20 protein-coding genes and 4 pseudogenes are annotated in these 26203 nt (G+C 69.1%); 17 read left to right on the top strand and 7 right to left on the bottom strand.

Annotated elements, in window-relative coordinates:
- Positions 1-72: 72 nt before the first annotated feature.
- Positions 73-437, top strand: a pseudogene (tnpA, locus tag FNV62_RS06945) (IS200/IS605 family transposase).
- Between the two features lie 531 nt (positions 438-968).
- Positions 969-5240 carry a discoidin domain-containing protein gene (locus FNV62_RS06950; protein ID WP_144314855.1) on the top strand — a complete coding sequence of 1424 codons (4272 nt, stop codon included), beginning with the start codon at positions 969-971 and terminating at the stop codon, positions 5238-5240.
- Positions 5241-5313: 73 nt separating this feature from the next.
- On the opposite strand, the gene FNV62_RS06955 is transcribed toward FNV62_RS06950, so the two are convergent.
- From FNV62_RS06955 to FNV62_RS06965, 3 genes are all read right to left on the bottom strand, one after another.
- Positions 5314-6675, bottom strand: a complete 1362-nt coding sequence (locus FNV62_RS06955) for a beta-1,3-glucanase family protein (RefSeq protein ID WP_144314857.1) — start codon at positions 6673-6675, stop codon at positions 5314-5316.
- 287 nt (positions 6676-6962) lie between these two features.
- On the bottom strand, positions 6963-7118 hold the full coding sequence (locus tag FNV62_RS06960; protein ID WP_164405932.1) for a hypothetical protein: 156 nt from the start codon (positions 7116-7118) through the stop codon (positions 6963-6965).
- 444 nt (positions 7119-7562) lie between these two features.
- The gene (locus FNV62_RS06965; RefSeq protein ID WP_097283169.1) at positions 7563-8816 is read right to left on the bottom strand and encodes a hypothetical protein; all 1254 of its coding nucleotides are present in this window, start codon (positions 8814-8816) and stop codon (positions 7563-7565) included.
- An 899-nt stretch (positions 8817-9715) separates the two neighbouring features.
- Between FNV62_RS06965 and FNV62_RS06970 the strand changes: the two genes are divergently transcribed.
- From FNV62_RS06970 to FNV62_RS57015, 4 genes are read left to right on the top strand one after another with little or no spacing between them, the layout of a single operon-like run.
- Entirely contained in the window at positions 9716-10207 is a 492-nt protein-coding gene (locus FNV62_RS06970; protein ID WP_143607180.1) for a DUF2975 domain-containing protein, read from the top strand.
- Complete coding sequence (locus tag FNV62_RS06975) at positions 10207-10428, top strand: helix-turn-helix domain-containing protein (RefSeq protein WP_054237256.1); 222 nt, start codon at positions 10207-10209, stop codon at positions 10426-10428. Before FNV62_RS06970 ends, FNV62_RS06975 begins: the two co-directional genes overlap by 1 nt.
- Positions 10425-11015 carry a transposase family protein gene (locus FNV62_RS06980; RefSeq protein ID WP_225900186.1) on the top strand — a complete coding sequence of 197 codons (591 nt, stop codon included), beginning with the start codon at positions 10425-10427 and terminating at the stop codon, positions 11013-11015. The genes FNV62_RS06975 and FNV62_RS06980 overlap by 4 nt, the downstream gene beginning before the upstream one ends.
- Before the next feature lie 23 nt (positions 11016-11038).
- Positions 11039-11173 (top strand): hypothetical protein, encoded by a 135-nt coding sequence (locus FNV62_RS57015; protein WP_260690256.1) that lies wholly within the window; start codon positions 11039-11041, stop codon positions 11171-11173.
- Between the two features lie 29 nt (positions 11174-11202).
- Here the strand turns inward: FNV62_RS57015 and FNV62_RS06985 are convergent, their stop codons facing one another.
- Complete coding sequence (locus tag FNV62_RS06985) at positions 11203-12039, bottom strand: hypothetical protein (RefSeq protein ID WP_143600333.1); 837 nt, start codon at positions 12037-12039, stop codon at positions 11203-11205.
- A gap of 411 nt (positions 12040-12450) precedes the next feature.
- Positions 12451-13299, bottom strand: a complete 849-nt coding sequence (locus FNV62_RS06990) for an ABC transporter permease (protein ID WP_143600334.1) — start codon at positions 13297-13299, stop codon at positions 12451-12453.
- 257 nt (positions 13300-13556) lie between these two features.
- Here FNV62_RS06990 and FNV62_RS57020 point away from each other — a divergent pair, with 257 nt between their 5' ends.
- The 8 genes and pseudogenes from FNV62_RS57020 (at position 13557) to FNV62_RS55490 (ending at position 20596) form a co-directional block, all read left to right on the top strand.
- Entirely contained in the window at positions 13557-13688 is a 132-nt protein-coding gene (locus tag FNV62_RS57020) for a hypothetical protein (RefSeq protein ID WP_258320958.1), read from the top strand.
- Positions 13689-13800: 112 nt separating this feature from the next.
- Complete coding sequence (locus FNV62_RS57495) at positions 13801-14382, top strand: hypothetical protein (RefSeq protein WP_309170904.1); 582 nt, start codon at positions 13801-13803, stop codon at positions 14380-14382.
- A 162-nt stretch (positions 14383-14544) separates the two neighbouring features.
- On the top strand, positions 14545-15861 hold the full coding sequence (locus tag FNV62_RS07000) for a hypothetical protein (RefSeq protein WP_143600335.1): 1317 nt from the start codon (positions 14545-14547) through the stop codon (positions 15859-15861).
- A gap of 130 nt (positions 15862-15991) precedes the next feature.
- Positions 15992-17404 carry a hypothetical protein gene (locus tag FNV62_RS55475; RefSeq protein WP_225900187.1) on the top strand — a complete coding sequence of 471 codons (1413 nt, stop codon included), beginning with the start codon at positions 15992-15994 and terminating at the stop codon, positions 17402-17404.
- 233 nt (positions 17405-17637) lie between these two features.
- Positions 17638-17706: pseudogene (locus FNV62_RS57025) on the top strand (hypothetical protein); the annotation flags it as partial.
- Positions 17707-17835: 129 nt separating this feature from the next.
- Positions 17836-18081, top strand: a pseudogene (locus tag FNV62_RS07010) (DNA-binding protein); the annotation flags it as partial.
- Between the two features lie 266 nt (positions 18082-18347).
- Entirely contained in the window at positions 18348-18584 is a 237-nt protein-coding gene (locus FNV62_RS55485) for a hypothetical protein (protein ID WP_225900188.1), read from the top strand.
- 392 nt (positions 18585-18976) lie between these two features.
- Positions 18977-20596, top strand: coding sequence for a replication-relaxation family protein (locus FNV62_RS55490; RefSeq protein ID WP_225900189.1), 1620 nt, complete (start codon positions 18977-18979; stop codon positions 20594-20596).
- A 195-nt stretch (positions 20597-20791) separates the two neighbouring features.
- Here FNV62_RS55490 and FNV62_RS07025 read toward each other — a convergent pair whose 3' ends face one another.
- On the bottom strand, positions 20792-21553 hold the full coding sequence (locus FNV62_RS07025) for a hypothetical protein (protein WP_143600337.1): 762 nt from the start codon (positions 21551-21553) through the stop codon (positions 20792-20794).
- A gap of 50 nt (positions 21554-21603) precedes the next feature.
- Here FNV62_RS07025 and FNV62_RS55495 point away from each other — a divergent pair.
- A pseudogene (locus FNV62_RS55495) lies at positions 21604-21937 on the top strand (transposase); the annotation flags it as partial.
- A 46-nt stretch (positions 21938-21983) separates the two neighbouring features.
- On the opposite strand, the gene FNV62_RS07035 reads toward FNV62_RS55495, so the two are convergent.
- Positions 21984-22430: a hypothetical protein gene (locus tag FNV62_RS07035; protein ID WP_143600339.1), complete on the bottom strand. Its 447-nt coding sequence runs from the start codon at positions 22428-22430 to the stop codon at positions 21984-21986.
- Positions 22431-23006: 576 nt separating this feature from the next.
- Here FNV62_RS07035 and FNV62_RS07040 point away from each other — a divergent pair.
- Positions 23007-23597, top strand: a complete 591-nt coding sequence (locus FNV62_RS07040) for an isochorismatase family protein (protein WP_143600340.1) — start codon at positions 23007-23009, stop codon at positions 23595-23597.
- Positions 23598-23944: 347 nt separating this feature from the next.
- Positions 23945-26170 carry a haloacid dehalogenase-like hydrolase gene (locus FNV62_RS07045; protein WP_143600341.1) on the top strand — a complete coding sequence of 742 codons (2226 nt, stop codon included), beginning with the start codon at positions 23945-23947 and terminating at the stop codon, positions 26168-26170.
- The last annotated feature ends 33 nt before the right edge of the window (positions 26171-26203 follow it).

Below are 26203 nucleotides of genomic sequence, written 5' to 3' on the forward strand. Positions count from 1 at the left end.
ACGATCCTAAATACGACTGCTCTCATAGATGACGAGAACGGCTACAGACGTGGCAGGCACGTCATTTCAGCGATGCATGTGCACTTGGTCTTCGTGACGAAATACCGGCGAGGGGTCTTCAACGACGAGATGCCCACACGCCGCGAAGAGATCATGCGCAAGGTGTGCGAGGACTTCGAGGCGGAGCTGAAGGAGACGGCGAAAGCGATCACGTCCACCTCCTGATCAACTACCCGCCCAAGGCCGCCGTCTCCAAGCTGGTCAACAGCCTCAAGGGCGTCTCTGCCCGCCGGATACGCCAGGAGTTCACCGGCCACATCAACCACGCCAGCATGCACGGGCACCTGCGGTCGCCCTCGTACTTCTCCGCCTCCTGCGGCGGAGCGCCGTTGGCGATCGTCCGCCAGTACATCGAGCAGCACAAACGCCCGCTCTGAGGTTGCACGCCGGAGCAGTGTTGAGATGCATTCATCCCCGGCGTGAACGCCGGCGCCTTCTGCAAGATCCCCGGTAACCCACTACCCATCACGCATGGATCGCGCAAGAATTTGCGCTCCTTGCGTTCACTTGCGGTCTCGGAGCGCAAGCCCGCAACCGCCGCCGAGTCGCGGACCGGACCGTGCGGGCCCGCAAAGCCGGTCCCGACGCCTGCCATTTGACTGCTTCAGCGGCTCGGATGTGGTGCGCGCGCCGCCACGACTCCTGAGTGATGGGTGCTTCTGGTGAATATTGTGCCGTTCCAGCTGTAGACCCGTCCATGCTGCTCTGCAATATTTCGATGAAACAACGCAAAATACTGCCTCCCCGATGCCCTTAGAAGATCTTCTCCGCCAGGTCGGCTCCTGCCGCCTCAACGCACCGCACCCCGCTCCGCACTGATCGTCCTGCACCTTTCTGCACCACTCCGCCAGGAATGAGCCGCCCTCGCCGCCCCTCGGCGCGCGAGCCTCCGCAGGAAGTGACCCCGCATGACTCGACACAAGCAGAGATCCACAAGGCGCCGCGCAGCGACCGCCGCGCTCGCCTCCGTCGTCATGGTTCTGGGCCTGCCCGCCGTCGGCGCACACGCGGCCGGCGGCCCCAACGCCGCCGCGGACGCCGTGACCACGGCGGGCAGCAGCCGCGGCGCACACGCCGCAGCCAACGTCACCGACGGCGACACCGACACCTACTGGCAGGCCGGAAAGAAGTCGGCCCAGTGGGTGCAGACCGACCTCGGGCGGAGCAAGCGCGTCCGCCAGGTCGTGCTGCGTCTGCCCGAACACTGGCAGACCCGCAAACAGACGCTGGCGCTCCAGGCGAGCGCCGACGGAAAGAGCTTCGCCACGCTCACGTCGTCGGCGCAGTACGTCTTCAGCCCCGGCAACGACAACACGGTGAAGGTCTCCTTCCCCGCGACCCTCGCCCGGTACGTACGGGCCGATTTCAGCGCCAACTCGGTCGCCGGCACCGCTCAGCTCGCCGAGATGCAGGTCCTCACGACCGCCGCCACAACCCCCAACCTCGCCCAGGGCAAACCCTTCAGCGAGAGTGGGCACGCCGACGTCTACGGCGCGGCCAACGCCGGTGACGGCAACCGCAACACCTACTGGGAGAGCACGAACAACGCCTTCCCGCAGTGGCTCCAGGTCGACCTCGGCTCGTCGGTCAAGATCAACCAGGTGACGTTGCGGCTGCCCAGCGGCTGGCCGAGCCGCAGCCAGACCTTCAAGGTCCAGGGCTCGACCGACAACCAGAACTTCACCGACCTCACGGCGTCGAAGGCGTACACCTTCGACAGCACCAACGACCAGTCGACGACCATCTCCTTCGACACGACCACCACGCGGTACGTGCGCGTGCTGTTCACCGCCAACACCGGCTGGCCCGCCGGGCAGGCGTCCGAGCTGGAGGTCTACGGACCGGCGACCGGCGACACCCAGGCGCCCACGGCGCCGTCCAACCTGGGCTACACCGAGCCGGCCACCGGGCAGATCAAGCTGACCTGGAGCGCGGCCACCGACGACACGGCAGTGACGGGCTACGACATCTACGCGAACGGCCAGTTGCGGGCGAGCGTCGCCGGGAACGTCCTGACCTACACCGACACCCAGCCGGCCGGCAGCGACATCACGTACTTCGTGCGCGCCAAGGACGCGGCGGGCAACGTCTCCGCGAACAGCAACAGCGTCACCCGCAAGGGATCCAGCGGCGACACCCAGGCCCCCACCGCGCCCGGAAACCTCGCCTACACGCAGTCCGGCAACGACGTGAAGCTCACCTGGCAGGCGTCGAGCGACAACGTCCAGGTCACCGGCTACGACGTCTACGCGGGCGACCAGCTCGTCAAGACCGTGGCGGGCGACGTCACGACGTACACCGACACCCCGTCGCCGACGGCCACGGTCACCTATTACGTGAAGGCGAAGGACGCCGCCGGGAACGTGTCGGTGGCGAGCAACAGCGTCACCAGGGCGGGGTCCGGCGGCGGTTCCGACCTCGCCCAGGGCAAGCCCATCGAGGCGTCCTCGTACACCTTCACCTACGTCGCCGCGAACGCCAACGACGGCCAGACAGCCACCTATTGGGAGAGCGGGGGCGGCGCCTACCCGGCCACCCTCACCACCAAGCTGGGTGCCAACGCCGACCTCGGCCAGGTCGTCGTCAAACTCAACCCCGATGCCGCCTGGTCCACCCGCACGCAGAACATCCAGGTGCTCGGCCGCGACCAGGACGCGACCGGGTTCACCAGCCTCGTGGCCGCGAAGGACTACACGTTCAACCCGGCGAGCGGCAACACGGTGACCATCCCGGTCTCCGGCTCCGCCGCCGACATCCAGCTCAAGTTCGCCTCCAACACCGGTGCCCCCGGCGCGCAGGTCGCCGAGTTCCAGGTCATCGGCACCCCGGCCGCCAACCCGGACCTCAAGGTCACCGGCATCAGCAACACGCCCGCGGCCCCGGTCGAGTCGGACGCCATCAGCCTGACAGCGACCGTCACCAACAGCGGCAGCAAGCCGTCCAAGGCCACGGACCTGAACTTCACGCTCGGCGGCACCAAGGCCGCCGCCGCGGACGTCCCGGCCCTCGCGGCCGGCGATTCGACGACGGTCACGGCGAGCATCGGCACCCGCGATGCGGGCAGTTACCCGCTCGGAGCCGAGGTGGACCCGTCGAACAAGGTCATCGAGCAGAACGAGGCGAACAACGTCTTCGCCCGCTCCGACGCCCTCGTCGTCAAGCCCGTCTCCAGCTCGGACCTGGTCGCCGCTCCGGTCGCCTGGACGCCCTCCAGCGCCTCGGCGGGCGACAACGTCTCGTTCACCGTCGCGATCAAGAACCAGGGGACGGTGGCCTCGGCCTCCGGCGCCCACAACGTCACGCTGACGGTCCAGGACTCCAACGGCGCCACCGTCAAGACGCTCACCGGCTCCTACAGCGGCGCCATCGCGTCCGGCCAGACGACCGCACCGGTCGGCCTCGGCTCCTGGACGGCCGCCAACGGCAAGTACACCGTCAAGACGGTGATCGCCGACGACGCCAACGAACTGCCGGTCAAGCGAGCCAACAACACCACCACGCAGGCCCTGTTCGTCGGCCGCGGCGCGGACATGCCGTACGACATGTACGAGGCCGAGGACGGCACCGTCGGCGGCGGCGCCAAGGTCGTCGGCCCGAACCGCACGATCGGCGACATCGCGGGCGAGGCGAGCGGCCGCAAGGCGGTGACCCTCACCGGGACGGGTCAGTACGTCGAGTGGACCACCCGGGCGGCCACCAACACCCTGGTGACCCGCTTCGAGATCCCGGACGGCACCGACACGACGCTCAACGTCTACGTGGACGGCCAGTTCCTCAAGCCGATCGACCTCACGTCGAAGTACGCCTGGCTCTACGGCAACGAGACCTCTCCGGGCAACTCGCCCGGCTCCGGTGCCCCGCGCCACATCTACGACGAGGCGAACCTGCAGCTCGGCAGGACCGTTCCGGCCGGCTCCAAGATCCGGCTCCAGAAGGACTCGGCCAACACCTCCACCTACGCAGTCGACTTCATCAACCTCGAACAGGCGACGGCGGTCCCGAACCCGGACCCGGCCGCCTACACGGTACCGGCCGGCTTCTCCCACCAGGACGTGCAGAACGCGCTCGACAAGGTCCGCATGGACACCACGGGCAAGCTCGTCGGGGTCTACCTGCCCGCCGGAGACTACGAGACCTCCAGCAAGTTCCAGGTCTACGGCAAGGCGGTCAAGGTCGTCGGAGCCGGGTCGTGGTTCACCCGCTTCCACGCACCCGCCTCGCAGGAGAACACCGACGTGGGCTTCCGGGCCGAGGCGACCGCCAACGGCTCGTCGTTCACCGGCTTCGCCTACTTCGGCAACTACACGTCCCGGATCGACGGTCCGGGCAAGGTGTTCGACTTCTCCAACGTCTCGGGCATCACCATCGACGACATCTGGGCCGAGCACATGGTGTGCCTCTACTGGGGTGCCAACACCGACAACATGACCATCAAGAACTCCCGCATCCGTGACACGTTCGCCGACGGCATCAACATGACGAACGGTTCCACGGACAACCACGTGGTCAACAACGACGCCCGGGCCACGGGTGACGACAGCTTCGCGCTCTTCTCGGCGATCGACGCGGGCGGCGCCGACGAGAAGAACAACCTCTACGAGAACCTGACGTCGACGCTCACCTGGCGCGCGGCCGGTATCGCCGTCTACGGCGGCTACCACAACACCTTCCGCAACATCCGGGTCGCCGACACCCTGGTCTACTCCGGCATCACGATCTCCTCGCTGGACTTCGGCTACCCGATGAACGGCTTCGGGACCGATCCGACGACGATCGAGAACGTCTCCCTGGACAGAACGGGCGGCCACTTCTGGGGCTCGCAGGTCTTCCCGGCCATCTGGGCGTTCTCCGCCTCGAAGGTCTTCCAGGGCATCAGGGTCAACGACGTCGACATCGACGACTCCACCTACGGAGGAGTGATGTTCCAGACCAACTACGTCGGTGGCCAGCCGCAGTTCCCGGTGAAGGACACGATCTTCACCGACATCTCCATCACCAACTCCAAGAAGAGTGGGGACGCGTTCGACGCGAAGTCCGGGTTCGGCATCTGGGCCAACGAGCTGCCCGAGCCCGGTCAGGGACCGGCCGTCGGTTCGGCCACCTTCGTCAACCTGCGGATGAGCGGCAACGCCCAGGACATCCGCAACACCACGTCCACCTTCACGATCAACGTCCAGTGACTCGGACCATCACCCCATGAAGCGGGGCCGCCCTTCCTGACGAGGGCGGCCCCGTTTCGCGATGTGTCCGTGCCTACCAGCCGACGGCGACCAGGAGCCACTGGGGGTTGGCGTGCGAGATGAAGGAGGACTGCCCCGCGACGTCGTCGTAGGGGAAGCCGTAGGCGAGTTGGTTGATGGCGTTGTCGTGCCAGAACTTGGCGTAGTAGTTCGCGGGGGCCGCCTTGTAGAACTGCGCCGGGTCGGACTGCTGCGACGCCGGCAGGGTGGCCACGTGGCGGTTGAGGGCGGCGCACATGTCGGGGTTGACGGCCAGCGAGGCGGCGCAGCCGAAGATGTCGGAGGTGGCCGCGTTCACGCCGACCGACTGGGCGTAGGACGTGAAGTAGGCGGCGCTCGCGCCACCCGCGCGGAAGCTCGGGTCGCTGCCGGGTGCGATGATCCGGTACGGAGCCTGGGTCTGCGCCAGGACCTTGAACTGGGACGGAACCGCGTCGGTGAAGCGCTGGAAGGTGGTGGCGCGGTCCTCGGCGAAGGTCTGCCGGTTCTCGCCGACCTCGACGTCGTAACCGTCCTTGGTGTGCAGGCGCATGGCGAGTTTGAGGCCGAAGGCGTCGACCCGTGTGGTGTTGCCGTTGAAGACGTTGTTGCCGACCGTGAACTCGATGAAGTCGTAGTAGGGGCCGTTGGGCGAGCCCAGGTAGAAGTACATGCGGCCCGCGGAGTTGGCAGGCATGTCCAGGTAGGGCTGCTCGGCGATGGAGTGCACCTGCCCGTTGAAGCTCCAGTACACCTGGCTGTCCGGGTACTTGCCGTTGGTGCGGTTGAGGATCTTCACCTCGACGGCGTTGCTCGCCGGGGGTATGTCACTGGTGCTGCCCCAGAAGTCGTCCGGCGGAGTGGTGCTGCCGGGGCCGTAGACCTGGAACTCCCACAGCGAGTAGCCGTACGGGGTGGCCCGTGCGGTGCCGTACACCCGGACGTAGCGCCCGCTGCCTGTGATGTTGATGTTCTGGGTACCGCCGGTGGAGGTCGTGGTGGAGTAGACGGTGGTCCAACTGTTCGCGTCGGTCGAGGTCTGGATCTGGAAACCGGTGGCGTAGGCGGCCTCCCAGTTCAGCGAGACGCGGGTGAGCTGCTGCGTGGAACCGAGGTCCACCCGCAGCCACTGCGGATCGGCGAAGGCCGAGGACCATCGGGTGCCGGTGTCGCCGTCGACGGCCGCGCTCGCGGGGAAGGACCCGCTCTCGGTCGAGGACGCGGTGGCGGGCCGTCCTTGGGACAGCAACTGGTCGGCAGCGCGGGCGGGCGAGGGAGTCAGGGCGGCGAAGCAGGCGACTATCAGGATGACGACCAGACCGAGAGCCGTTCGGGAGCGTACGGCAACGGCCGAAGGTCTGCCGAGTGTGCCGGATACGCCGGCGGAAGTCTGCATGGGGGGTCTCCTCAAGCCGGTTCGGCGTGCGGGGGGCAGGAGCAACAGCGGGTGTGAGAGCGCTCTCTCCGGGTTGTAGCCCCACCCCTGCCCGGCGTCAACAACTGAAGCCGAATCCACGGCAGTTCGTCGATGCGGGGGCAGCAAGAGGCCGACGACTTGGGCAACGCCGCGCGCCACCCCCGGCGTTCCCTTCGGAATCCGACCACGGGCCTCACCTCGACCCGACCTGCTCCTCCATCACTTGACGTGTCCGGTATGGACCTTCGTGATCGTCGTGGCCGTGGTCAGTCGGCTGCGAGAGCGGCGGTCTCCAGGGCGTGGCGCGCTTCGAGGCGCACGACCACGCGCTGCCGCGCCAGTTTGCGGGCGGCACGCGGCTTGGCCTCGGCCGAGAGCAGGGGGATCCGCAGCAGCCGGCCCCGGAAGCTGACCGTGAACAAGCCGTGGGGACCAGCAGTTGGTTCTCGGCGAAAGCGGCGAGGTACTGGTCAGATCGGCCGGGGTGCGGTGAGCCGGCAGCGGGCGCAGGGGCGCGTCGGCCCTGCGCCGGAGCAGTTCGAGCGCTGCCGCCAGTTCCGTGTGCGCACGTCCTCCGGATCGGCGGCGGAAGGCCCACTCTCCGTACCGCGTGCGCGCAGATCACTCATGACCTGCTCGCTCGGCCCCAAGACAGCGTCCACCCGCTCGCGTTCCGGTGATCCGACGGCCGCGAGTCCGTCGACACGCGTCTGGGAAGTACGGACGGCAGCGATGCCGTGCCCGCTCAGCCTTTTGGCCGACCTGGCGGGCGCGGCGGTTGGCGATCCATGTGCCGAGTCCGGTTCGGAATGCCGGACTGCCCCGACGCAGGGGATGCGTCGAGGCAGTCCGGGCATCGTGGCCGGTCAGCCGAGAGAGGTGAGGAGGGTGTTGAGTGCCTTGACCTCGGTGGCCTTGTCGGGGTTCGAAGCGCGCAGTGACTTCAGGACGTGGTCGATCTCGCTGTCGAGGAAGCGCCAGGACTGCTCGCTCTTGGGCTCAAGAGTGGGCTGGCCATCGTCCCAAGCGGTCTCGAGGTCGGTCACTCGGGTGGTCGCGCCTTGCTGGTTGCCCGAGTTGAGTTTTGCCAGGGTGTCAGCCGTGATCGTGCGGAACTTCGCGATCTCGGCCGGAGGGAACGGCGACGTCGCCTGCTGCGGGGTGAGGTGGGCGGTCACAGGTGCCGGGGTGTCGGACTCGCTGGCCGCGGCCGCGTGGGGCTGGTGGTGTGCCCAGATGAGAAGAGCCGCGGTCGCGACCGCCACGACGGCGTAGTAACCGAGCATGATCCGCTCACGCGCCGGGTTCAGCGCTCGTGGGGCATCGGTGAGGTCGTTGGTCTCGATGACATCGCTGCGGCTGAGCGTGAGGTACACGACCGTGGCGAGGATCGCCGCCAGGAAGATCACGCTGGTCACCGCGGTGCCGAGGCCCAGGCCGCCGTCGCCGCTGGGCGAGCCGAGCCAGTCGCCGAGGTTGGCGCCGAGCGGGCGGGTGAGGATGTAGGCCAGCCAGAAGGAGAGCACCGCGTTGGCACCGAGGCGCCATGCGAGGACGATCGCGCCGATCAACCCGAGCGGCAGGAGCACGGAGACGCCCGGGGTCCAGCCGGTCAGTTCCAGGGTCCAGTCGCCGGTCGCGGTGCCAAGGGCAAAGGTGACCAGGACCGCGAGCCAGTAGAAGAGCTCACGGGGGCGGGTGGTGATGGTGTGGACCGACAGGGTCCGCTCGCGGGCGTACCAGATCCCGAAGACAACGGCGAGGACGCAGGCGAACACGCTACTGCTCAGCGCGAGGGGAACGCCCTGGCTGTCGGTGAGGATGTCGGTGTAAAGCGTGCCGGTCACGCTGACCACCACGACGGTGAGCCAGTACACGAACGGGACGTAGCGCTTGGTGGTGAGTTGCCAGCCCAGGACACCGGCCAGAACCGCGGTGAAGATCAATGAGGTGTTGATCAGGCCGACGCCGAGGTTCATGTTGATCCAGTCGGCGAAGCTTTCGCCGACCGTGGTGCACAAGATCTTGATGATCCAGAACCAGATCGTGACCTCGGGAACCTTGTTCAGCATCTGCTTGACATGCGTCCGAGAGCTCTCGGGCGTCGTCACAGTTGTCATGTAACCCTCACATAGAACGGGCGGCAGCACAGAGGGGGCGCCCCTCACGTCTGCGGAACGTTAACTGTCTACAACTTTGTAGACAAGCGCAGCCTCGGATCCGCAGGACGGCGGGACGACTTCGATTGCCCGCCAGGCCCGCCCGGGCCGCGCCGCCGGGAGCGATATCCGCGGCACGGTTCGCATTCCCGGAATGACCTCTGCTTTTATTCTTTCCTTGGCCTGCACAAGGACTTTCTGTACACCTGTTATGACCCGGGGGGCGACATACCTTATAGGCGGGGTCTTGAGATTGCCCTGTGTGATACAGAACACGCCTTTGGCCGAAATTCTGGGAACTTCGTCCCAGAATTCAATCTGCGGAGCGCGTGAATTCGCGTCGCCCGATCCCCCATGCGGCCTCCCCCTCCTGGCCACGCAAAGGCGCTCCTGTCGCTCCCTACCCAGTGCCGGAGAGGCGGTGTGGACCCGCCTCGGCTGGTTGCTCGCCGACTCACTGCCGGTCTCCTTGCCAGGTGCCCGCCTCTGGAACCACCTGAGCCTCAGAGGTTTCATTGGTCATACCGCCCGACTGTGCCAGCGGGAACCTGAACGCATCCTGACTGCCACCGCGCATCACTCGCCCCACTCGCGCAGCACGAGCAGCATGACTCCAAGCACACACGCACCTCCCCTCCGTAGCGGTCGCCCCCCAAGGCTTCGGCGCAGTCGGATGGCGCCCGATTTGTGGCTGAGCGAGGTCGACTTCGGCAAGATCGAAAACCTTCGCATCGCGCCATGCCGTGGGAGGGGGCGACGGCATCCCGCCATGGTGCGAAATCGTCGCCCCCCGACCCAACCCTTGCTTCACCTATCGAGATTCGATAGATTCCCATCGTTGATCGATGGGAGGATGGGCCGTGGGAAAGCTGACAGTGCGCGCGCTGCGCGCCGTGCTCGTGGTGGTGCTCACCGGCACGGTGCTCGTACAGGCATTGATGGTGTGGGCGTTGGTCAGCGGGAGTGACCCGGAGGACGGGTCGCTCCCGCTGACCCCGCTGCGCGTGATCACGATCCTGGGCATCGGGACGGCCCAGGTCGCCCTGGTCTGTGTATGGCGACTGGTGACGATGGTGCGACGCGGAACCGTGTTCTCCCACGCCGCCTTCCGGTACGTGGACGTCATCATCGGCGCGATCGTCGCGGCTGCTCTCATGTGGTTCGCGGTCACGGCCGTCAATGCGCCCGGCCAGCGGGACGACCCGGGCGTCACCCTCATCATGGGCGGGATCGGCGTGGCCATCCTGGGAGTCGCGCTCATCGTGCTCGTGCTGCGGACGCTGCTCGCCCAGGCCGTCGCCCGCGACGTCGAAGCGGCGCAGATGCAGGCCGAGTTGGACGAGGTGATCTGATGCCGATCGCCGTCGACATCGACGTGATGCTGGCCAGGCGGAAGATGTCCGTGGGCGAGCTCGCAGACCGGGTAGGGATCACGCCCGCCAACCTGGCGGTACTCAAGAACGGCCGCGCCAAGGCGGTGCGCTTCGCGACACTCGCCGCGCTCTGCGAGGTGCTCAAGTGCCAGCCGGGCGACCTGCTTCGCTGGGAGGCCGAGGACACCGCGGGCGAATGAACCGTGCCTGCGACGCGTCATCGCCGATCCCGCTCGCCTTTGACCGACTCCGCGAGCATCCCGGGGCCGTACCCGGGGAGATCCCGGGCCTCCTGGAGCGTCTGGCCGAGGTGCCCGGCCCTCGCGATCCGCGCGGCGTACGGCACGCTCTGGTCGTCATGCTTGCGCTGACCGCGTGCGCGGTTCTGGCCGGAGCGACCTCCCTGCCGGCGGTGGGTGAGTGGATCACCGACGCCCCGCCGTCCGTCCTGGAGCGTCTCGGCGTACGGCCCGATCCGCTGTCCCCGAAGCGGTGCCTGCGGCGGAGGCGACGGTGCGTCGGTTGCTTGGCCGCATCGACGGAGCCGCGTTGGACCGGGCGGTGGCCGCCGGCCGGCCGGCGCGCTGGGGCCGACGGCCGGCTGCACGCAGTGGCGGTCGACGGCAAGACCCTGCGCCGAGCAGCCAGGGCCACGGGCCGCACGATTCATCCACTCGCCGTCTGCGACCTCCTCTCCGGCCTGGTCCTGGCCTCTCCGGCCTGGTCCTGGCCCCACTCGACGTTGGTGAGAAGACCAACGAGATCACCTGCTTCCAGCCTCTGCTGAAGACCCGCGCCGATCTGGCGGGCGTGGTCGTGACCAGCGACGCCATGCACACCCAGCGGGAGCACGCCGGCTACCTGCTCGGCCGAGGCGCGCAGTACATCGTGATCGCGAAAGGGCCCGGGTGGGATGAACCAGCCGTCGAGCGCGGCCGCAGCTGACGGCAGGAAGTACCGGACCGGCTCGTGGCTCAGGCGGCGTACCCCGACGGGTGCTCCGGTTCGGCGACATCCCTGCGGGTGACGGAGAGGTAGGTGACCAGCCCGAGGATGACCGCCAGGAACAGAGCGCTGGTCACGACGGCACCCAGGTCGAGGCCACCGTTGCTGGTGGGCTGGGAGAGGTAGTCGCCGATCGAGGCGCCCAGCGGGCGGGTCAGGATGTAGGCGATCCAGAAACTCAACACCGCGTCCAGATCCAGCGCGAAGTGCGCGATGGCCACCGCGGCGATGGCCATCGCGAAGAGCACGGCGGACAGCCAGTAGCCGAGGTCTATGCGCTCGGACACCAGGTCACCGGCTGCGGTGCCGAGTGCGAAGGTGAACAGGACCGCCAGCGAGTAGAAGGACTCACGGCTGGTGGTGTCGATGTGGTGGATGCACAGGGTCCGCTCGCGCCGGTGCCAGACGGCGAACACGACCGCGAGGACGATCGCGAAGACCGTGGTGCTCGCCTCCAGCGGCACGCCCATGTTGTCGGTGAGGTTGTCGCTGATCAGCGTGCCGACGACGCTGATCAGCGCCACCGCCGACCAGTACACGCCCGGCCGGTAGGCGCTGGAGCGGAACTGGACCACCAGGACGACGCCCAGCAGGGCACTCATCAGCACCGACACACCGGTCAGCCCGAGACCCGCCTTCTCGTTCAGCAGGTCCGCCGCGGTCTCGCCGACCGTCGTGCACAGCACCTTGATGATCCAGAAGTAGACGGTGACCTCGGGCACCTTGTTCGAACGCAGCCGGCCCCGAGAACCGGAGGGCTGACCGGCCTGCGGAACCACCTGACTCTCACGCGTTTCATAGGTCACGTTGTCCGACCGTGCCACCGGGCACCTGAACGCATCCTGACTGCCGACTTCCCGAGGCCCTGCTCCTGGCCGTCACCGTGCCGGCCGAAGGCATTCTCATCGGCTGGGCTCTGTCGGACCTGCTGGTCAAGGTCCTCACCGGCGTCTTCGGCCCCCCGCCCGCCAGCCCGGCCGTGCCCGGCGCCCACCTCGGCCCGACAGCACTGGCCGCCCTGATCGCCGTACCAGCCGCAGCCCTGAACGGGATCCGCCGCGCCCGGCGCCCGCCATCGAGGAACTGCGCGACCTGTGAGCCGGCGCGCGACAACCGACGTGTCTACCCTGACGGCCCTGGGGGCGCCCGCCGCGCCCGGGCCGCATGGCCAAGTTCGTGATCGCGCTCGTGCTGACCGCGGATGGCCGGCCTGGCCTCTACTCGGAAGGACGGCTCGGCGCCGGGACCCTGCGAAACCTTCTGGCCCTGCGCGGCGAACCTGTGCGGGTGTCCGGTCCCGGGCGATACAGGCGGTGCCGGGCGACGAGCTCAAGGGTCACCGCCACCGCGATGGTCTGCACAGCCATGAGCGCGATGAGGACGAACAGCTGCACCACTCCGGCCAGCAAGGGGCTGGCCCCTCCGAGAAGCATGCCGACGAACGCACCGGGGAGCGTGACCAGCCCGACCGTACGAGTCTGGTCCAGACCGGGCAGGAGAGCCTCGGAGGCCGCGGGACGTGCGATCTCCATCCGCGCGTCCCGGTCCAGGAACCCCAGCGCCATCGCGGCTTCCACCTCCCCGCGACGCTGGGACAGTTCGTCCAGGGCACGCCGTCCGGCAAGTACGGTCACGGTGAGTGCCCCACCGATGAGGATGCCCGTGATCGGAATCAGGGCGACGCCCGTCAAAGGGACGAGGCCGGTGGCAAGGAGCGCCACAACGACCGGTATCACACCTGCGGAGATCGGGGCGGCCGTCAGCCACCAGGTGTGGTTGCCGGTGAGTCTCCGCCCGGCCGTGCGCACGGCCACCGCGAACATGACCGCGAGGAACGCCAGGAGCCCCAGCACTGACTTGACCGCCCAGGTGATGACCACCGAGACCAGGGCGAGTTGGACGGCCGCGCGGAAGCCGGCGAGGAGGATCTCCCGGGCCCGGCTCTTGTACGGGTGCGGATCCAGACGGGCCCAGCCCGCGACCGCCGCCGCCACCAACAGCAGAACGGCGAGCAGGACGCCGAGGGTTGGGTTGACCGGTACAAGAGATGCCGCACTCGACGTCACGTTTTCCGCCTCAAGAAGCTGCCGCACGGGCCGATGGGGTGCGCGGGTCCCCAACCTGACTGGCCCCGACGGCCGACAGCGCAGTCTACGGTGCCGCAGGGCCGGGAACGGGCACCGGTCTCGCGCTCGCCCCCGATCTGGCCGTCACCTTAGGCCGCCGGCTCTCCCTGACCAGCCGCGCCCCCGCCGCCGGGCCCGGCCGGCCCCGCCGCCCGCGCACCCGGCGGCTCGCGGTCACCGGCGCCACCGCCTGCGCGGTGTGGGCGTGCGCCGTCGGCACCGGGGTCGCGACGACCTGCGACGGACCCGCGCTGATGCGCACCCTGGGCCACGGTCTCGACCTGGACCAACTCGCGCCCGCCCTCGACCAGGAAGGGCACCACTCGTGACGACCTCCCGCCCGCTGCGCACGACCGCGCTGGCCGCCCTGCCCTCCGCCGCCCTCGCAGCGGTCCACTGCGCCCCGTCGTCTCCACGTTCGGGCCGCTGCGCGACCGCACCATGCCGCGCCTGTCCGGCCGGGCCCACGCGGACCACATCGTCCTCAATGTCGACGCCGGACCCGATCCGCTGTCCACCCCGTTCTTCCCGCGACTGCTCGACGAGCGCGGGGTGCGCGCCAGCTTCTTCCTGCTGAGCAGCGCGGCACACCGCTCCCCCGGCGCACCGCACGGTGACCGCGGACCTCGACGGCGGCGGCACTATCCTGCTGCACGACTCGGACCGCACCTCGGCCCCCGGCGCCTGGCGCTCGGCGCGCTCCCCCGCATCCTCGACACCTGCACGCAGCGAGGCCACGAGGTCGGCCCGCTCTGCGACCACGGACATCCGGTGCCGGACACGAGCTGCGGGAACCCCCTGCGGCCACCTATCGTCTACAGCTATGTAGACGATAGGCTCTGCCGTAGTCGTTCATTCCTGTGTGCTCACCGACGTCAGGGCACGACCGCTTGCCGGATGCACCTCGCGTTGGAGTCCGACCCGGACCCCGAGGCGGTGCTCGCCCGGTTCATTGACAGGCTGCCCGCCACGGACGAAGAGTTGCTGCGGCAACCACTGGGAAATCTGCCGGAGGAGCGGTGAGCGGCGATGCGGGGGCGGCCGTGGTGCTCGACAGCGGCGAGAGCACCCACAAGTTCGCGGGCAAGATCGTCATGGCAGCCCTTGCCGCGAACTGAAGCAACACCCCGGAGAGTGACTTTGACGACCAACCACAATGGGTGGACTTTGCGTCTCGCGGCCCCGATGCGGAGACTCCCCCCGCGGAAGCCGATGGTCGTCGACCGGCCGACACCGCGCCCAGCGGTGTGGATGGCCGGGGCCGGGATCGCACTGTTCGCTCTGGTCGGCGCGAGCGCGCCCAACCACAACACGCTCAGGGCACCGATCCCCTGGCTCCGGCTGCCTGCCATGGCCGGCACCGTCTCCCAGACGGCCACGATCGCGGCCATCGTGCTGTCGTGCTGGGGCACGCTGGGCATGCTCAAGGCCCATGAGCGGGGCTGGAGACCCGATGCCCGGCTCCTGTTCCGGCTCGGCGCCATGACCGCGCTCGCCGTCGCCAACCTCACCCCGGTCGGCTCCTCCGACACGGCCAGCTACGCCGCGTACGGCCGTATCGCCGCGCTCGGCGGTGACCCGTACGTGACGACTCCCGCCCGGCTGGGCGGCGCGTACGCCCACCTGGTGAGCGAGGCGTGGCGGAACACCCCTTCCGTGTACGGGCCGGTGGCGACGTGGTGGCAGGGCGCCGCGGCGTTCATCGGTCAGGAGCGGCCGTGGCTGACCATTTGGGCGCTGATGCTCGCGAACGCCGCCGTCTTCGTGGGTACCGGGTACCTGTTGCTGCGGACCGCCGACGATCCGGTCCGTGCGGGCCTGGTGTGGAGCGTCAATCCGCTGCTGATCGGTGTGCTGGTCGAGGGTGGGCACCTGGACACCCTCGTCGCGGGCCTGGCCGTCTGCGCCGTTCACCTCGCCCGCAGGACGACCCGGTGGCACCACGACCTGATCGTGGGAGGGCTGGTCGGCCTTGCCTGCGGTGTGAAGATCAGTGCCTGCCTGTTCGGTGTCGGGCTGGCCTGGCCGCTGCTGCGTTCGGGCCGCTGGCGACCGGCCGCCCGGCAGGCATGCGCGGCCGCGCTGACCCTGGCCGCGCTCTACGGAGCCTACGGAGCGCACGCGCTGGTGCCGCTCTCCGCGGCCTCCCGACTGGTCTCCGCACCCTCCGTCTGGGCGGTCTTCGACCAGTGCGCCACGGCGGTCCTGGGCCCTGGTTCGACCGCGGCGATCGTCAGCGTGCTGTGGCCGGTGGTGATGCTGGCGCTGGCGTGGGTGCTACGCCGCCGTGCCGCTCCGGACGCCCCCTCGGTCATCGCCGTGCCGTTCGCGCTGGCCTTCGCCTGGGTCCTCGCGGCACCGTGGTCGATGCCGTGGTACACGGCTCTCGCCTGGGCCCTGACGGCCCTGTTCAGCCAGGGCCGCCCGACCCAGTACCTCACCGTGGCCACCGCCGTCCTGGCCCTGTCCCACAACAGCGGCGGCCACGGCTGGACATGGTGAGAGACCACGCCGGGCCGACCGCAGAGGTGTTTCAGACGCTTCGCACCTGAATCTCATGGTTGTGCAGGAACCTGGGAGCGGTCAGGGGACTCTTTCCAGGCAGGGGGTCGACCACCAGAGAGGCATGAGGATGGCTGATCAGAGCAGCCGCCCCGCGCGGAGCGGGGCCGCCTGGCACTGGTGGTTCCTCGGACTCTGGGCGACGGTCTGGTTCCTGGCGGACCTGCACGGCGGCGGCTACTCGTGGCACTACTTCGCGAACGGCAGCACCTTGCTGTTCTCCGGCTCCGGGGCCTCGCCGGCGGGGGGCCTGCACCTCTATGCGAACTACCCGAACCTGCAGATAGGACCGCTGGCCTTTCTCTGCGCCTGGGTTCTGGGGAACCTCGGCGGGGTCGTCGCCGCCCAGCTGACGATGATGAGCGTCGGCCTTCTGGTGCTGCGGCTGATCGAGCAGACGGCACTGGCCCGGCAGCCGGATCTGCGGTCGCGCCCGCAGACCCTGCGGCTGACCCTCGCGGCCGCCGGTGCGGTGTTCCTGATCGTCTGGGCATCGCTGGCGGTGCACTACAGCCACCTCGACGACGTGCTGGCGCTGCTCTTCGCGGCACTGGCGATCCGGGCGGTCCTCGCTGACGTCCCGGCACTGGCGGGACTGAGCCTGGGCTTGGCCGTGGACGCCAAGCCGTGGGCTCTGGTCTTCCTGCCGCTGGCTCTCGCCGTGGCCCGCGACCGACGACGGCATGTCGCGTTCTACGCCGTCGCCGTCGTGCTGCTGGCCTGGCTGCCCTTCGTCGTCGCCGACCCCGCGACGCTGGGTGCGACCCAGTACCACATCGTCAACGAGCCGTCCTCGGCGCTGCGCGCGCTCGGGGTGTCGGCGGCAGGGACGCCGTCGTGGGACCGGCCGGCGCAACTCGTGCTCGGCTGCGTGCTTGGGGCGGCCGCGATCCTCCGGGGGCGCTGGGTGGCGGTGCCGCTGCTCGGCATCGGCGCGCGACTCCTGCTGGATCCCGGCGTCTACGACTACTACTCGGCGGGATTCCTGCTCGGCACCTTGCTCTGGGAGGCCCTGGGGCTGCGTCGGCCCGTGCCCGTCTGGTCGCTGGTCTCCTTCGGCGCCCTGTACCTCGCCCCGAGGCTGACCAACGACGCGCAGATCCTGGGCGACCTCCGACTCTGGCTGGTTCTCGGGGTGACCCTCAGCGTCCTGCTGGGCTCCACGGGACTGGTGCATCGCGTCGAAACCGAACGAGGTCGCCGCCGGCGCCCACCGACTGCCTCCCCGAGACCCGTGGGTCGCCCAGTCGGTCGGCGCGGAAGCGGGCAGGTGGACCGTGCATCACTGAGCGTGACTGTCGCGAGCCCGGGCACAGGCTCTGTAACTACCGCGTCGTTGACAGGGAAAGTCGCGCTGGTGACAGGGCGACCAGCGGCACCGGGGGCAGCCGCCGCGGAAACGCACGCCGAGTGCGGCACGCACGTACTGGTGGCGAGCCGGGGCCGAGGGCGCGGCGGGGCCGTCGTCGAGGCCATCCGGTAACACGGTGGCACGGCGGACTTCGCGGTTGCCGACCTGCTGGACGCCGACTCGGTGCGACAGTAGGCTCGGCAAGCCGTCGAACTGGGCGGTGGCCGGGTGGACACCCTGGTCAACGGCGCGGGCAGCTACCCTCTCGGGGGCCACCGAGCAGACGCCGCGGAGCGGGTTTGACGCCGTGTACGCACTGGATGTGAAGACCCCCTTACAATCTGGTGGCGGTACTCGCGCCGGCGATGGCCGAGCGGGGCAGCGGGGCGGTCATCAACGTCAGCACCATGGCGGCCGCGCTCGGCGTCTCGGAAATGGCACTGTACGGCTCGAGCAAGATGGCCGTGAACCTACTGACCAAAGCCTGCCGACTACGGCCCGCGCGGGGTCCGGGTCAACGCCGCGCAGCAGACCGAGCAGACGCAGGGCGGGGCGGACGCGGCGTGACCCGCTCCCCCGCCGTCCCAGGTGGCACCCTCGTCCTCGACAGCGAGGGCCTCGCCAAGGCCGTCCTGCGAGACGGCACCGTCACCGGCTGACTCGCCCTCGTCGACGACCTGCGTGTGATCACCTCTACGGCCACCCTCGTCGAGGTGGTCCACCCCTGGATCAACCGCCCGGCCCTGGAGTGGACCCTGTCCCGCCTCGTCGTCGAACCGGTCACGGAGTCGATCTCCGGCCACGCCGCCCGATTCACGCTGATGAAGGAGACCGGCCGGGGCAGCTACCAGACCCCCGACACGTACGTCGTGCCCAGAAACCCCTCGTCCGTCAAAACCGTCACCGTCCCCGCCACCTTCTTCCTCAACGGGTGGGTCCACCTCGTGATCCAGGACATGCTCGCCGACCCCGAATGGGCCGACATCCTTACCGACGAGGACAAACGCGCCCTTAACCCCACCGACAAGCCCGCCAAGCCCCCGGTCCGCTAACCGCCCGGGCAACGGGTGCTGCGGTGGGCGGATTTCTCGCTCCGGCCCAGCGCGGCCATCCCTGGACGGGCTGGTCCTTCTCCGCCAGGTGGGGCACCAGGGAGACGCTGAACGTCACGCTGGTGGAGCCCGAGCTGGTGGTGGAAGTCGGCGTCGACGTCACCCGCGACGCCTCCGGCCGATGGCGCCACCCCGCACGCTGGCACCGCGCCCGCCCCGACCTCTCCCCCTCCGACGTCCCCCGCCTGACGCCGCTCTGACTGCGGCGCAGCGCGGCGGCCCCGGCCGACGCGCGAGGAGCACCGGCGGCGCCTAATCCCCTCGCCCGCCGCCCGGAGCCTGTCCCACCCACCCACTTCCTTGTTCTTCCTGCTGTGGGGCGTGGTCCGGGGGCGTAGAGGGGATGTCGGGCTGCCGACCGCGGCCGGATCTGCGTGGTGGCCTGCGGGTTTGTGGGTCGGTGCGCGAGGACGTGCGGTCGGTTGTCGGGCGGGTTGTCGGAGGGGATGTCGGCCTGGTCGACGGAGGCGTTGTCGCATCGTGACCTCCGGGGGCTCTGGTGGTCGGGGTTCCGGTAGAGGCCGGCTGCTGGCCTGGGCGATACACGCGGCGCCAGGACAGCGCCGCATCCGGATGGGAAGCGAGCAAACCCATGACGAACGTGGACGCGGGCAACGGGGACCGGCTGGCGCTGGCCGTGCTGACGCAGTACCGAATGGCCACCACCGAGCAGATGCACCGGATGATCGCCCCCGAGGTACGCATCGAACAGACGAGGCGACGGCTGGCCCGACTGCGCCAGGAGGGACTGACCGCGCGCATCACCCTGCCGCAGGCCGGACGGCTGAGGATGTGGTTCCCCACCCGCTACGGCGTGCAACTTGCCTCCGAATGGCCCGAGATGCGCGGCCGGCGGCCGTCGAAGACAGTGTCCGACCCGACCGCCGCGCGACTGCGTGCCGGTCACGCGCTGACGGTGACCGAGACCGCGCTCGTCTTCCTCGAGGATGCCCGCCGCCGCGGCGAGCTGTGCCGGCCCCTCGACTGGCTGACCGAGGTCCACCACCCGATCGGGAGCGGCGAGGCCGTCATCCCCGACGCCCTCATGTACTACCGCCGCGGCAGCCAGGACGGCGACAGCGGTGCGATGCTGCGGGCCTTCGTGGAAGTCGACCGGGCCACCATGGGCCCCGAACGCCTCGCCGCCAAGCTGCCCGCGTACGAGCGCTTCTACCGCTACGTGCCCACGATCCCGGGGCGCCGCCGGCCGTCCATCGGCCAGAAGCCGGAACTGGAGGACTGGCGGCGGCACTACCCGCTGTTCCCGCGGCTGCTGTTTGTCCTGGACGGCACCGGCCCCACCGGCATCGAGAACCGGATCACCGAAACCTGCACGCCGCCGCCAGGCAGTTGGCGCCGTCCCGCTTCCTGCAGGACGTGCCCATCCTCGCGGCGTCGCTGGCCGACCTGCTCCACCACGGCCCCTCCGCACCCGTATGGCGCCCCGTCCAAAACCCCGACCAACGCGTCAGCTGGATGCACCCCCACTCATAGCCGCCCGGCACAGCCGCCCACGCCCCTCTGCGTATCGGCTGCGCACGACGCACCCCGACCACAGACCCGTCCACGGCAGGTCACAACGTCGCGCAGCCGATGCACAGCGATTGCGCAGACCACGTCGGCTGATTGCGCAGACGCTGCGCAACTCACCGCTGCACAACCGCGCAGGCACACCCGGCCCGCGATGCTCAACCGCGCGCCCGGTGTGCGAGAGACGTATCCACCGCGCGCAGCCCCTACCAGCGATGGACAGGGCCGACCACACCGGTGGTGGGGGGCGGTGGTGGGGCCCCACCACCGCCCCCCACCACGCTGCGGGAGCTTTCCCCTCGTTCGGCCCCGTCCACGGGCGAGAGCAATCGGCAATGCCCCGTCCTGGATCGCGGTCCTCATCCTGCTCCCCACCCTGCTCGGGGCGGGAACCCAAAACTTCACCGCGGTACTCGCCGGCATCTCCACCCACCGCACGGAGTCAGCACAACGACGACAGCGCGACCGGCTCCTGGATCTCGCCGACCTCGACCGGGGCCTGACCCACCTCGAACGCATCACGCAGCACACCCCCGCCCGACTCGAGCGACAGACCTCAGCCCGGATCGCCCCCGTAACGAAACGATGGGGCCAGGTGTGCTGTCAGCACCCCGTCCGCTCGGCGGGCGCTGGCTGCACCACACCGGACTCTCGCGGCCGCGGGTGCCGGCTGTCACTGTGACCACACTCGCCCTGCGCTGTGGAGCCGCAGTCATCGGGCAGCGGCCCCACCGGACGTTCGCACCGTGCGGGTCTGAAATTCCCGAGGGCGTCCGCCCGTGCCGGCGACGGACGAAGGAGGGGGCGACAGATGGCGGCCTGCCATCTGTGGCCCCCTTTCGGTGCGCGGGCGAGTACGCCCAGCCAGCCAGCTCGGTTAGAGTCCGCCGACCTTGACGGGGAACTTCTGGATCGTCGCGACGGTGGTGTCCGGGTTTTCGAGGTCGATGAGGTCGACCGGGTTCTGCAGCTGGTACACGTCGCCCTTCGGCGGGAACTCGGTGAGCGAGCCGATGAGCTTCGCCGGGGCCCTGGTGGTCAGGACCAGCGGCTCGGCCGCAGCACGCTCTGGCTGATCGATCACCATGGTGAAGCTCAGCACCATGACCTGCTCGAACTTCGGAGGGAAGCGCTGCGTGAGCCGCAGGAGCGACTTCGGGTCGACATCCACGTCGTTCTGCTCAATGGTGATCGACCCGCCGGAGGCCCGTCCGCTCCCACACGTCTCTCTGCCACGCATCCTCAGGTGCTTCTCCGCAACCGTGTCCGCCCGGTGCGCGGCGTCCTGGGCAACGACGTCCTCCTCGACAGACCCGGCCACGTGTGCACGGCAGGTCTGGCCCTTCAGCGTGAACTCGAAGTCTCCGGCCAACGGCTCGTAGTCCACCTCACCGACCGGTGGCAGCTCAGCCGCGCCTACCTGGGCACGGGTTGCCGGACCAACCGACGGCGTTGCCTGCGCCATGGACGGCACAAGGCAAACCAGCCCCGCCATGCCCGCAACCGCACCGGCCGCCGCACGGCTGCCGGTGATTCCGAATCGAGCGTTCACTGCATCCTCCACAGAAGGCGCCAAGATCATCATCTGAACCGTGACACCCGCACGCACGTTCACGCCCGCACGACGCTCCCAGGTCACCCCGTTGGACTCCGCAGGTGACATACGCGAAGAGGCGGCCTCCATCCGGAGACAGCACGAAGAAAATCAATGGCCACAAGCGGCACCTGATCGTGGACACCAAGGAGCTGCCGCTGTTCGTCATGGCCACCCCAACCGACATGACCGACCGCGATGCGGCCAAGGAAGTCCTCTTCCGGCTGCGGCTGATGTACCCCGAAATCACCATCGTCTGGGCGGACTCCGGCTATGCCGGACAGCTCGTCAACTGGGCGAAGGTGAACCTCGGACTGACTCTGAAGGCCGTCAGCCGGCCGGAGAACACCCCCCGGGTTCGTCACCCTGCCCCGCCGCCGGGTCGTCGAGCTCTCCTGGTCTCGCGGGTCGAGTGCTGCTGGCCAAGACCGTCGGTGCGGCCGGCTGGGCCGGCCGCACCGACGGTCACTGGCGCTCAGAACCCTGGGCTCACCCAGTGCGCCACGACTGAGGTGCGTCCGCCGTCGTTGCTGAGAACGGACGCGTTGCCCTCTCCGCTGTAGCGGCCGTGGAGCGTCACGTTCTCCCCGGTCTGGAAAGTGACCAGGACCGTCTGTCCGACCGTGTCCTGGACGGATTCGGAGTCCGGGCCCTGGCGGCCGTGCGTTGTTTCACTGCCCTCGATGCGCACACCGTCCTTTCCTAACCACGTGTGGATCCACAGGGCCTTCTGATTGCCCGACGTGAACGAGGTGCGGACGTGATAGGTGAGCTCCCACACCCCGGGAAAGGGGATCGTGAGTTCCGGCACCTCGGAGATGCGCTCTGCGGTGGTGGTGAGGGCGTGGTTGAAGGTAAGCGGACCGGTCTGTACCCATTGCGAACCGCCCTGTACGGAGGCCGCAGTCGTCGTCGCTGTCATAACTGGAACGTTAGCTTTGATCACACAGAGTAACATCGATGCTTCCGGCAAACCCACTATTCGAGTGGTCAGGAAGCTCAAGCCAGCACAGAAACAGGCGCACAGCGCAGACGGTACGCGTCACTCGCGGCGCGTACTGCGCCCTCTTGCGGCCACTCCTCTTCGTGAGCTTCGGTCGGCGGCCGTCCGGTGTGCACGAGGGAGCCGGCCGCCTCGGCGACCGACTCGGGTGTCGCGTAGACGCGCCGGAGTGAGGTGACCGGGCCGCGGGGCATCGAGTATCCGGAGCCGACATAGGCGTACGCCTAGATCCTCCCGGGGCGGAGCTGGCCGGTCAGGTACTCAGGGTGTTGCGGTCAGGAGCCGCGGTGAACGCAGAAGAGCCCGATGCCCCGACCGGCGGACATCCGCATGGGCTACGCCAGGTGCTCGGCTCTCGGCAAGGTGCTCGACTCGCAGCTGGACGCTTTCACCAGGTGCGTCGCAGTCGGGTGAGTGCTGGCGAGTGCTGCGTCTGTTTACCGGCGGAGGGAGCGACGATACCGGCAATGGGTTCTCCCGAGGGAAAGGATCGCCGTGCGCCGTGCATTGATCGTCGTTGATGTGCAGAAGGACTTCTGCGAGGGCGGCAGTATTCCGGTGAAGGGCGGCGCGGGCAGGGCCGTCGCCATCGCCGACCTGGTTCGGCGCGCTGACGGGAGTTACGCGCACATCGTCGCCACCCGTGACCACCACATCGACCCGGGGGCCCACTTCTCCGAACACCCAGACTTCCAGAACTCCTTCCCCGAGCACTGCGTCGTCGGCAGCGAGGGAAGCGAGTTCCATCCGGACTTCGCGCCCGCCGTCACCTCTGGCGGCGTCGACGAGGTCTTCTACAAGGGGGCACACTCCGCCTCGAAGAGCGGTTTCGAGGGCTCGGCCCAGGACGGCACGTCACTGGCCGACTGGCTGCGTGCCCGCCACATCAGTGATCTCGACGTCGTCGGCATCGCCACCGACCACTGTGTGAAGGCCACCGCGCTCGACGGCGTACGAGCGGGCTTCGCCGTCCAGGTCCTGCTCGACTACACCGCCGGCGTCGCCGCCGACACCACCAGCACCGCGATCAGTGAACTACGCCAAGCAGGTGTGGCGCTGAGCGGCGAGCCAGTCGTCCTCGCCTGAAAACCTCTGACGCTTCCGCCACGGGACCGGCCCGCCACCGGCGCGCTGTCCGTGTCACGAGTCTCGGAGCCTCCAGCGGCCGTCATCCGACTGGCTGCGGAGGCCCGCCCTCAGGCTGCGGGGACCGACAAATGCGCGCCTCGAAGGCGATCGAGTCGGTCAACGCGCGGATATGCGCCGGACGGTCAAGGCCTGCGGGCACTTCCCGAGCAAGCCGCTCTGACCGGTGACGGTCTTGCGCCCCTCTACGGCCGCCGCCCCGGGCCGACGCGCCGGCGCTGTCTTCGATCGGGTGACAGGGCGGGGAATCGGCGTCGGTGCGGTGGCGTGCCCGCGAGGCTCGGAGCATGCGTATCGCGGTGCTGGATGTGGACGGGACTCTGATCGCCGGCACGCTGGCCGGTCCGCTACCGGCCATGCTGGCCGAGGCGGGTCTTGCTCCCGAGGACCGGCTGGGGCTGCTGCGCCGGGCGCAAGTGGCCTCGGATGCGGAGGACGCGCTGGCGGTGGCGCGGATGAACGAGCTGTTCGCCGCGATGCTGACCGACGTGCCGTGCCGGGCGGTGTCCACGGTGACGGCCCGGCTGTGGCAGCGGCAACGTGCGCGGCTGTTCGCCTTCACCAGGCCGCTGGCCGCGGCACTGAAGGAGGCCGGCTATGTGCCCCTGCTGATCTCGGGTGGCCCACAGGAGATGGTGGCCCATCTTGCCGGTGAGCTGGGCGTGCCCCTGTTCCGCGGCACCCGGTTCGAGACGGCTGACGGGCTGTACACCGGACGCGTCGCCGCCGCGGTCGTCGGCGGGAAGGACGGAGCTGCACAGGATCTGGTGGGCGACGAGCGCATCGACTGGCCGGGTTCGCTGGCAGTGGGCAACTCGCTGGGGGACGTCTCGTCGCTGAGCCGGGTCGGCCGACCCGTGCTCTTCGAGCCGACGCCCGCTCTCAGGCTGCTGGCCCGCCACCGCTCTTGGCCCGTGTGTGACCGCACCAGCCTGCTCACCCACCTGCGCGACCAAGCCGCCCTGACCGTGCCCCTGCCGGCCCCGGCCCGCGACGTGCCGTCAGCTCACCGCGCGATGGCGGCGATGTCGGTGGCCGGCGCGGTCCGGCTACTGACTGAGCGGCTGCTGGCCCAGGTCAGTGGGCAGGGAGCCGTCACGGGCGAGTGCTGCAGCCGGGTCACCGAGTCGGCCCTGATGCTGACCCTGCTGCGCCGGGCGAAGGCCCTGCCGGGCGTGCAGAGCCGGCTGCACGCCTACCTGTCGCGCAGCCGCAGGGCCGCCAACACCTTCGATGCCGCGGTCATCGACGCCACCCTGCACGGCATCGTGCCGGCGGACCGGCACCGGCTCATCGAGCAGACCTTTGCCGGCGCCGCCCAGCACTCCTCCGACCGAAAGAAGCTCGCTCTGGAGGCGATCCTCGCCGTCGTGGGACCCGAGCCTTTCCACGTCGAAGCACCCTCCCACGCGTTCGAGCACCACAACGAGGCCACCTGGACCCGCCTGCGGCAGATCGCCATCCATCACCTGCACGTGCCCGACCCCGTCGCCCCGGAACTGACCGCACGACTGCTGCGGCTGACCGAGCGCGGCCAGGCCCGGGGGATCACCGAGGGCAACGTGTTCGCGCACCTGTTCGCGCTGCTGTCGCTGCAGCGGACGGTGCCCGGACACCGGGTCATCCACGAAGGCATCACCGCGCTGGCCAAAGCCGTCCGCGACGACGGCGGCATGCCCTTCATCACCAGTGAGGAGATCTTCTGCACCGCCACCGCCGGCCTCGCCCTGGCCCGCGCCGGCGCCGACCGGCAAGTCCTGCTCGTCATGGGCGACTACCTCGCGGTCCAGCAGGTCGGCAACGGCGGCTGGGCCTACGCCCAGGACGTCGGACAGACCGACACGGACACCACCGCCCACGCCATGGCCTTCCTGCACACGGTCAACCCCGAGCGATACCGGGCACACATCCACACCGCCCGGCGGAACCTGACCACACACCTGGGCGACGACGGAGGGGTGCCCACCTACCTGCCCGGCCAGCCCTCCGAGCCGACCATGACCGCCAACACCATCACCGCCCTACAGCCGTTCCACTTCGCCCACGCCTCCCTGCTGGAGGGGGCAACCCGCTACCTCCTCAACGCGCAGAAAACCGACGGCACTTTCGAACGCAGCTGGAGCCTGAGCGAAGCCAACGCCATGCTCCGCGCCCTGAACGCCCTCACACTCGCCCACCGCCACAACCCTGCAAACCATCAGGGACGTCTGGGCCCGGCCATCGACTCCATCCACCAGCGCCTGCTCGTCACCTCGAACGCCGACGGCGGCTGGGGCCAGACCCCTGGAGAGGACAGCGACCCGATGAGCACCGCCTACACCCTCACCGCGCTCGCCCCCACCCACCGCGACCACCCCACCGTCCAGGCGGGCCTGCACTACCTGCTCAGCCGGCAGAACCCCGACGGCGGATACAGCTCCGTCTCCGACCAAGCCGCCCCCCGCCCGCTGCGCTACACCATCCCCGTCCTCACCGACATCTTCGTCCTCCTCGCACTCACCCACTACGTCTGAGTCAGCACCAACCCCAGCTCGGCTCGCTTTGTA

Source organism: Streptomyces sp. RLB3-17 (assembly GCF_007113425.2).
GTDB classification, from domain to species: domain Bacteria; phylum Actinomycetota; class Actinomycetes; order Streptomycetales; family Streptomycetaceae; genus Streptomyces; species Streptomyces mirabilis_D.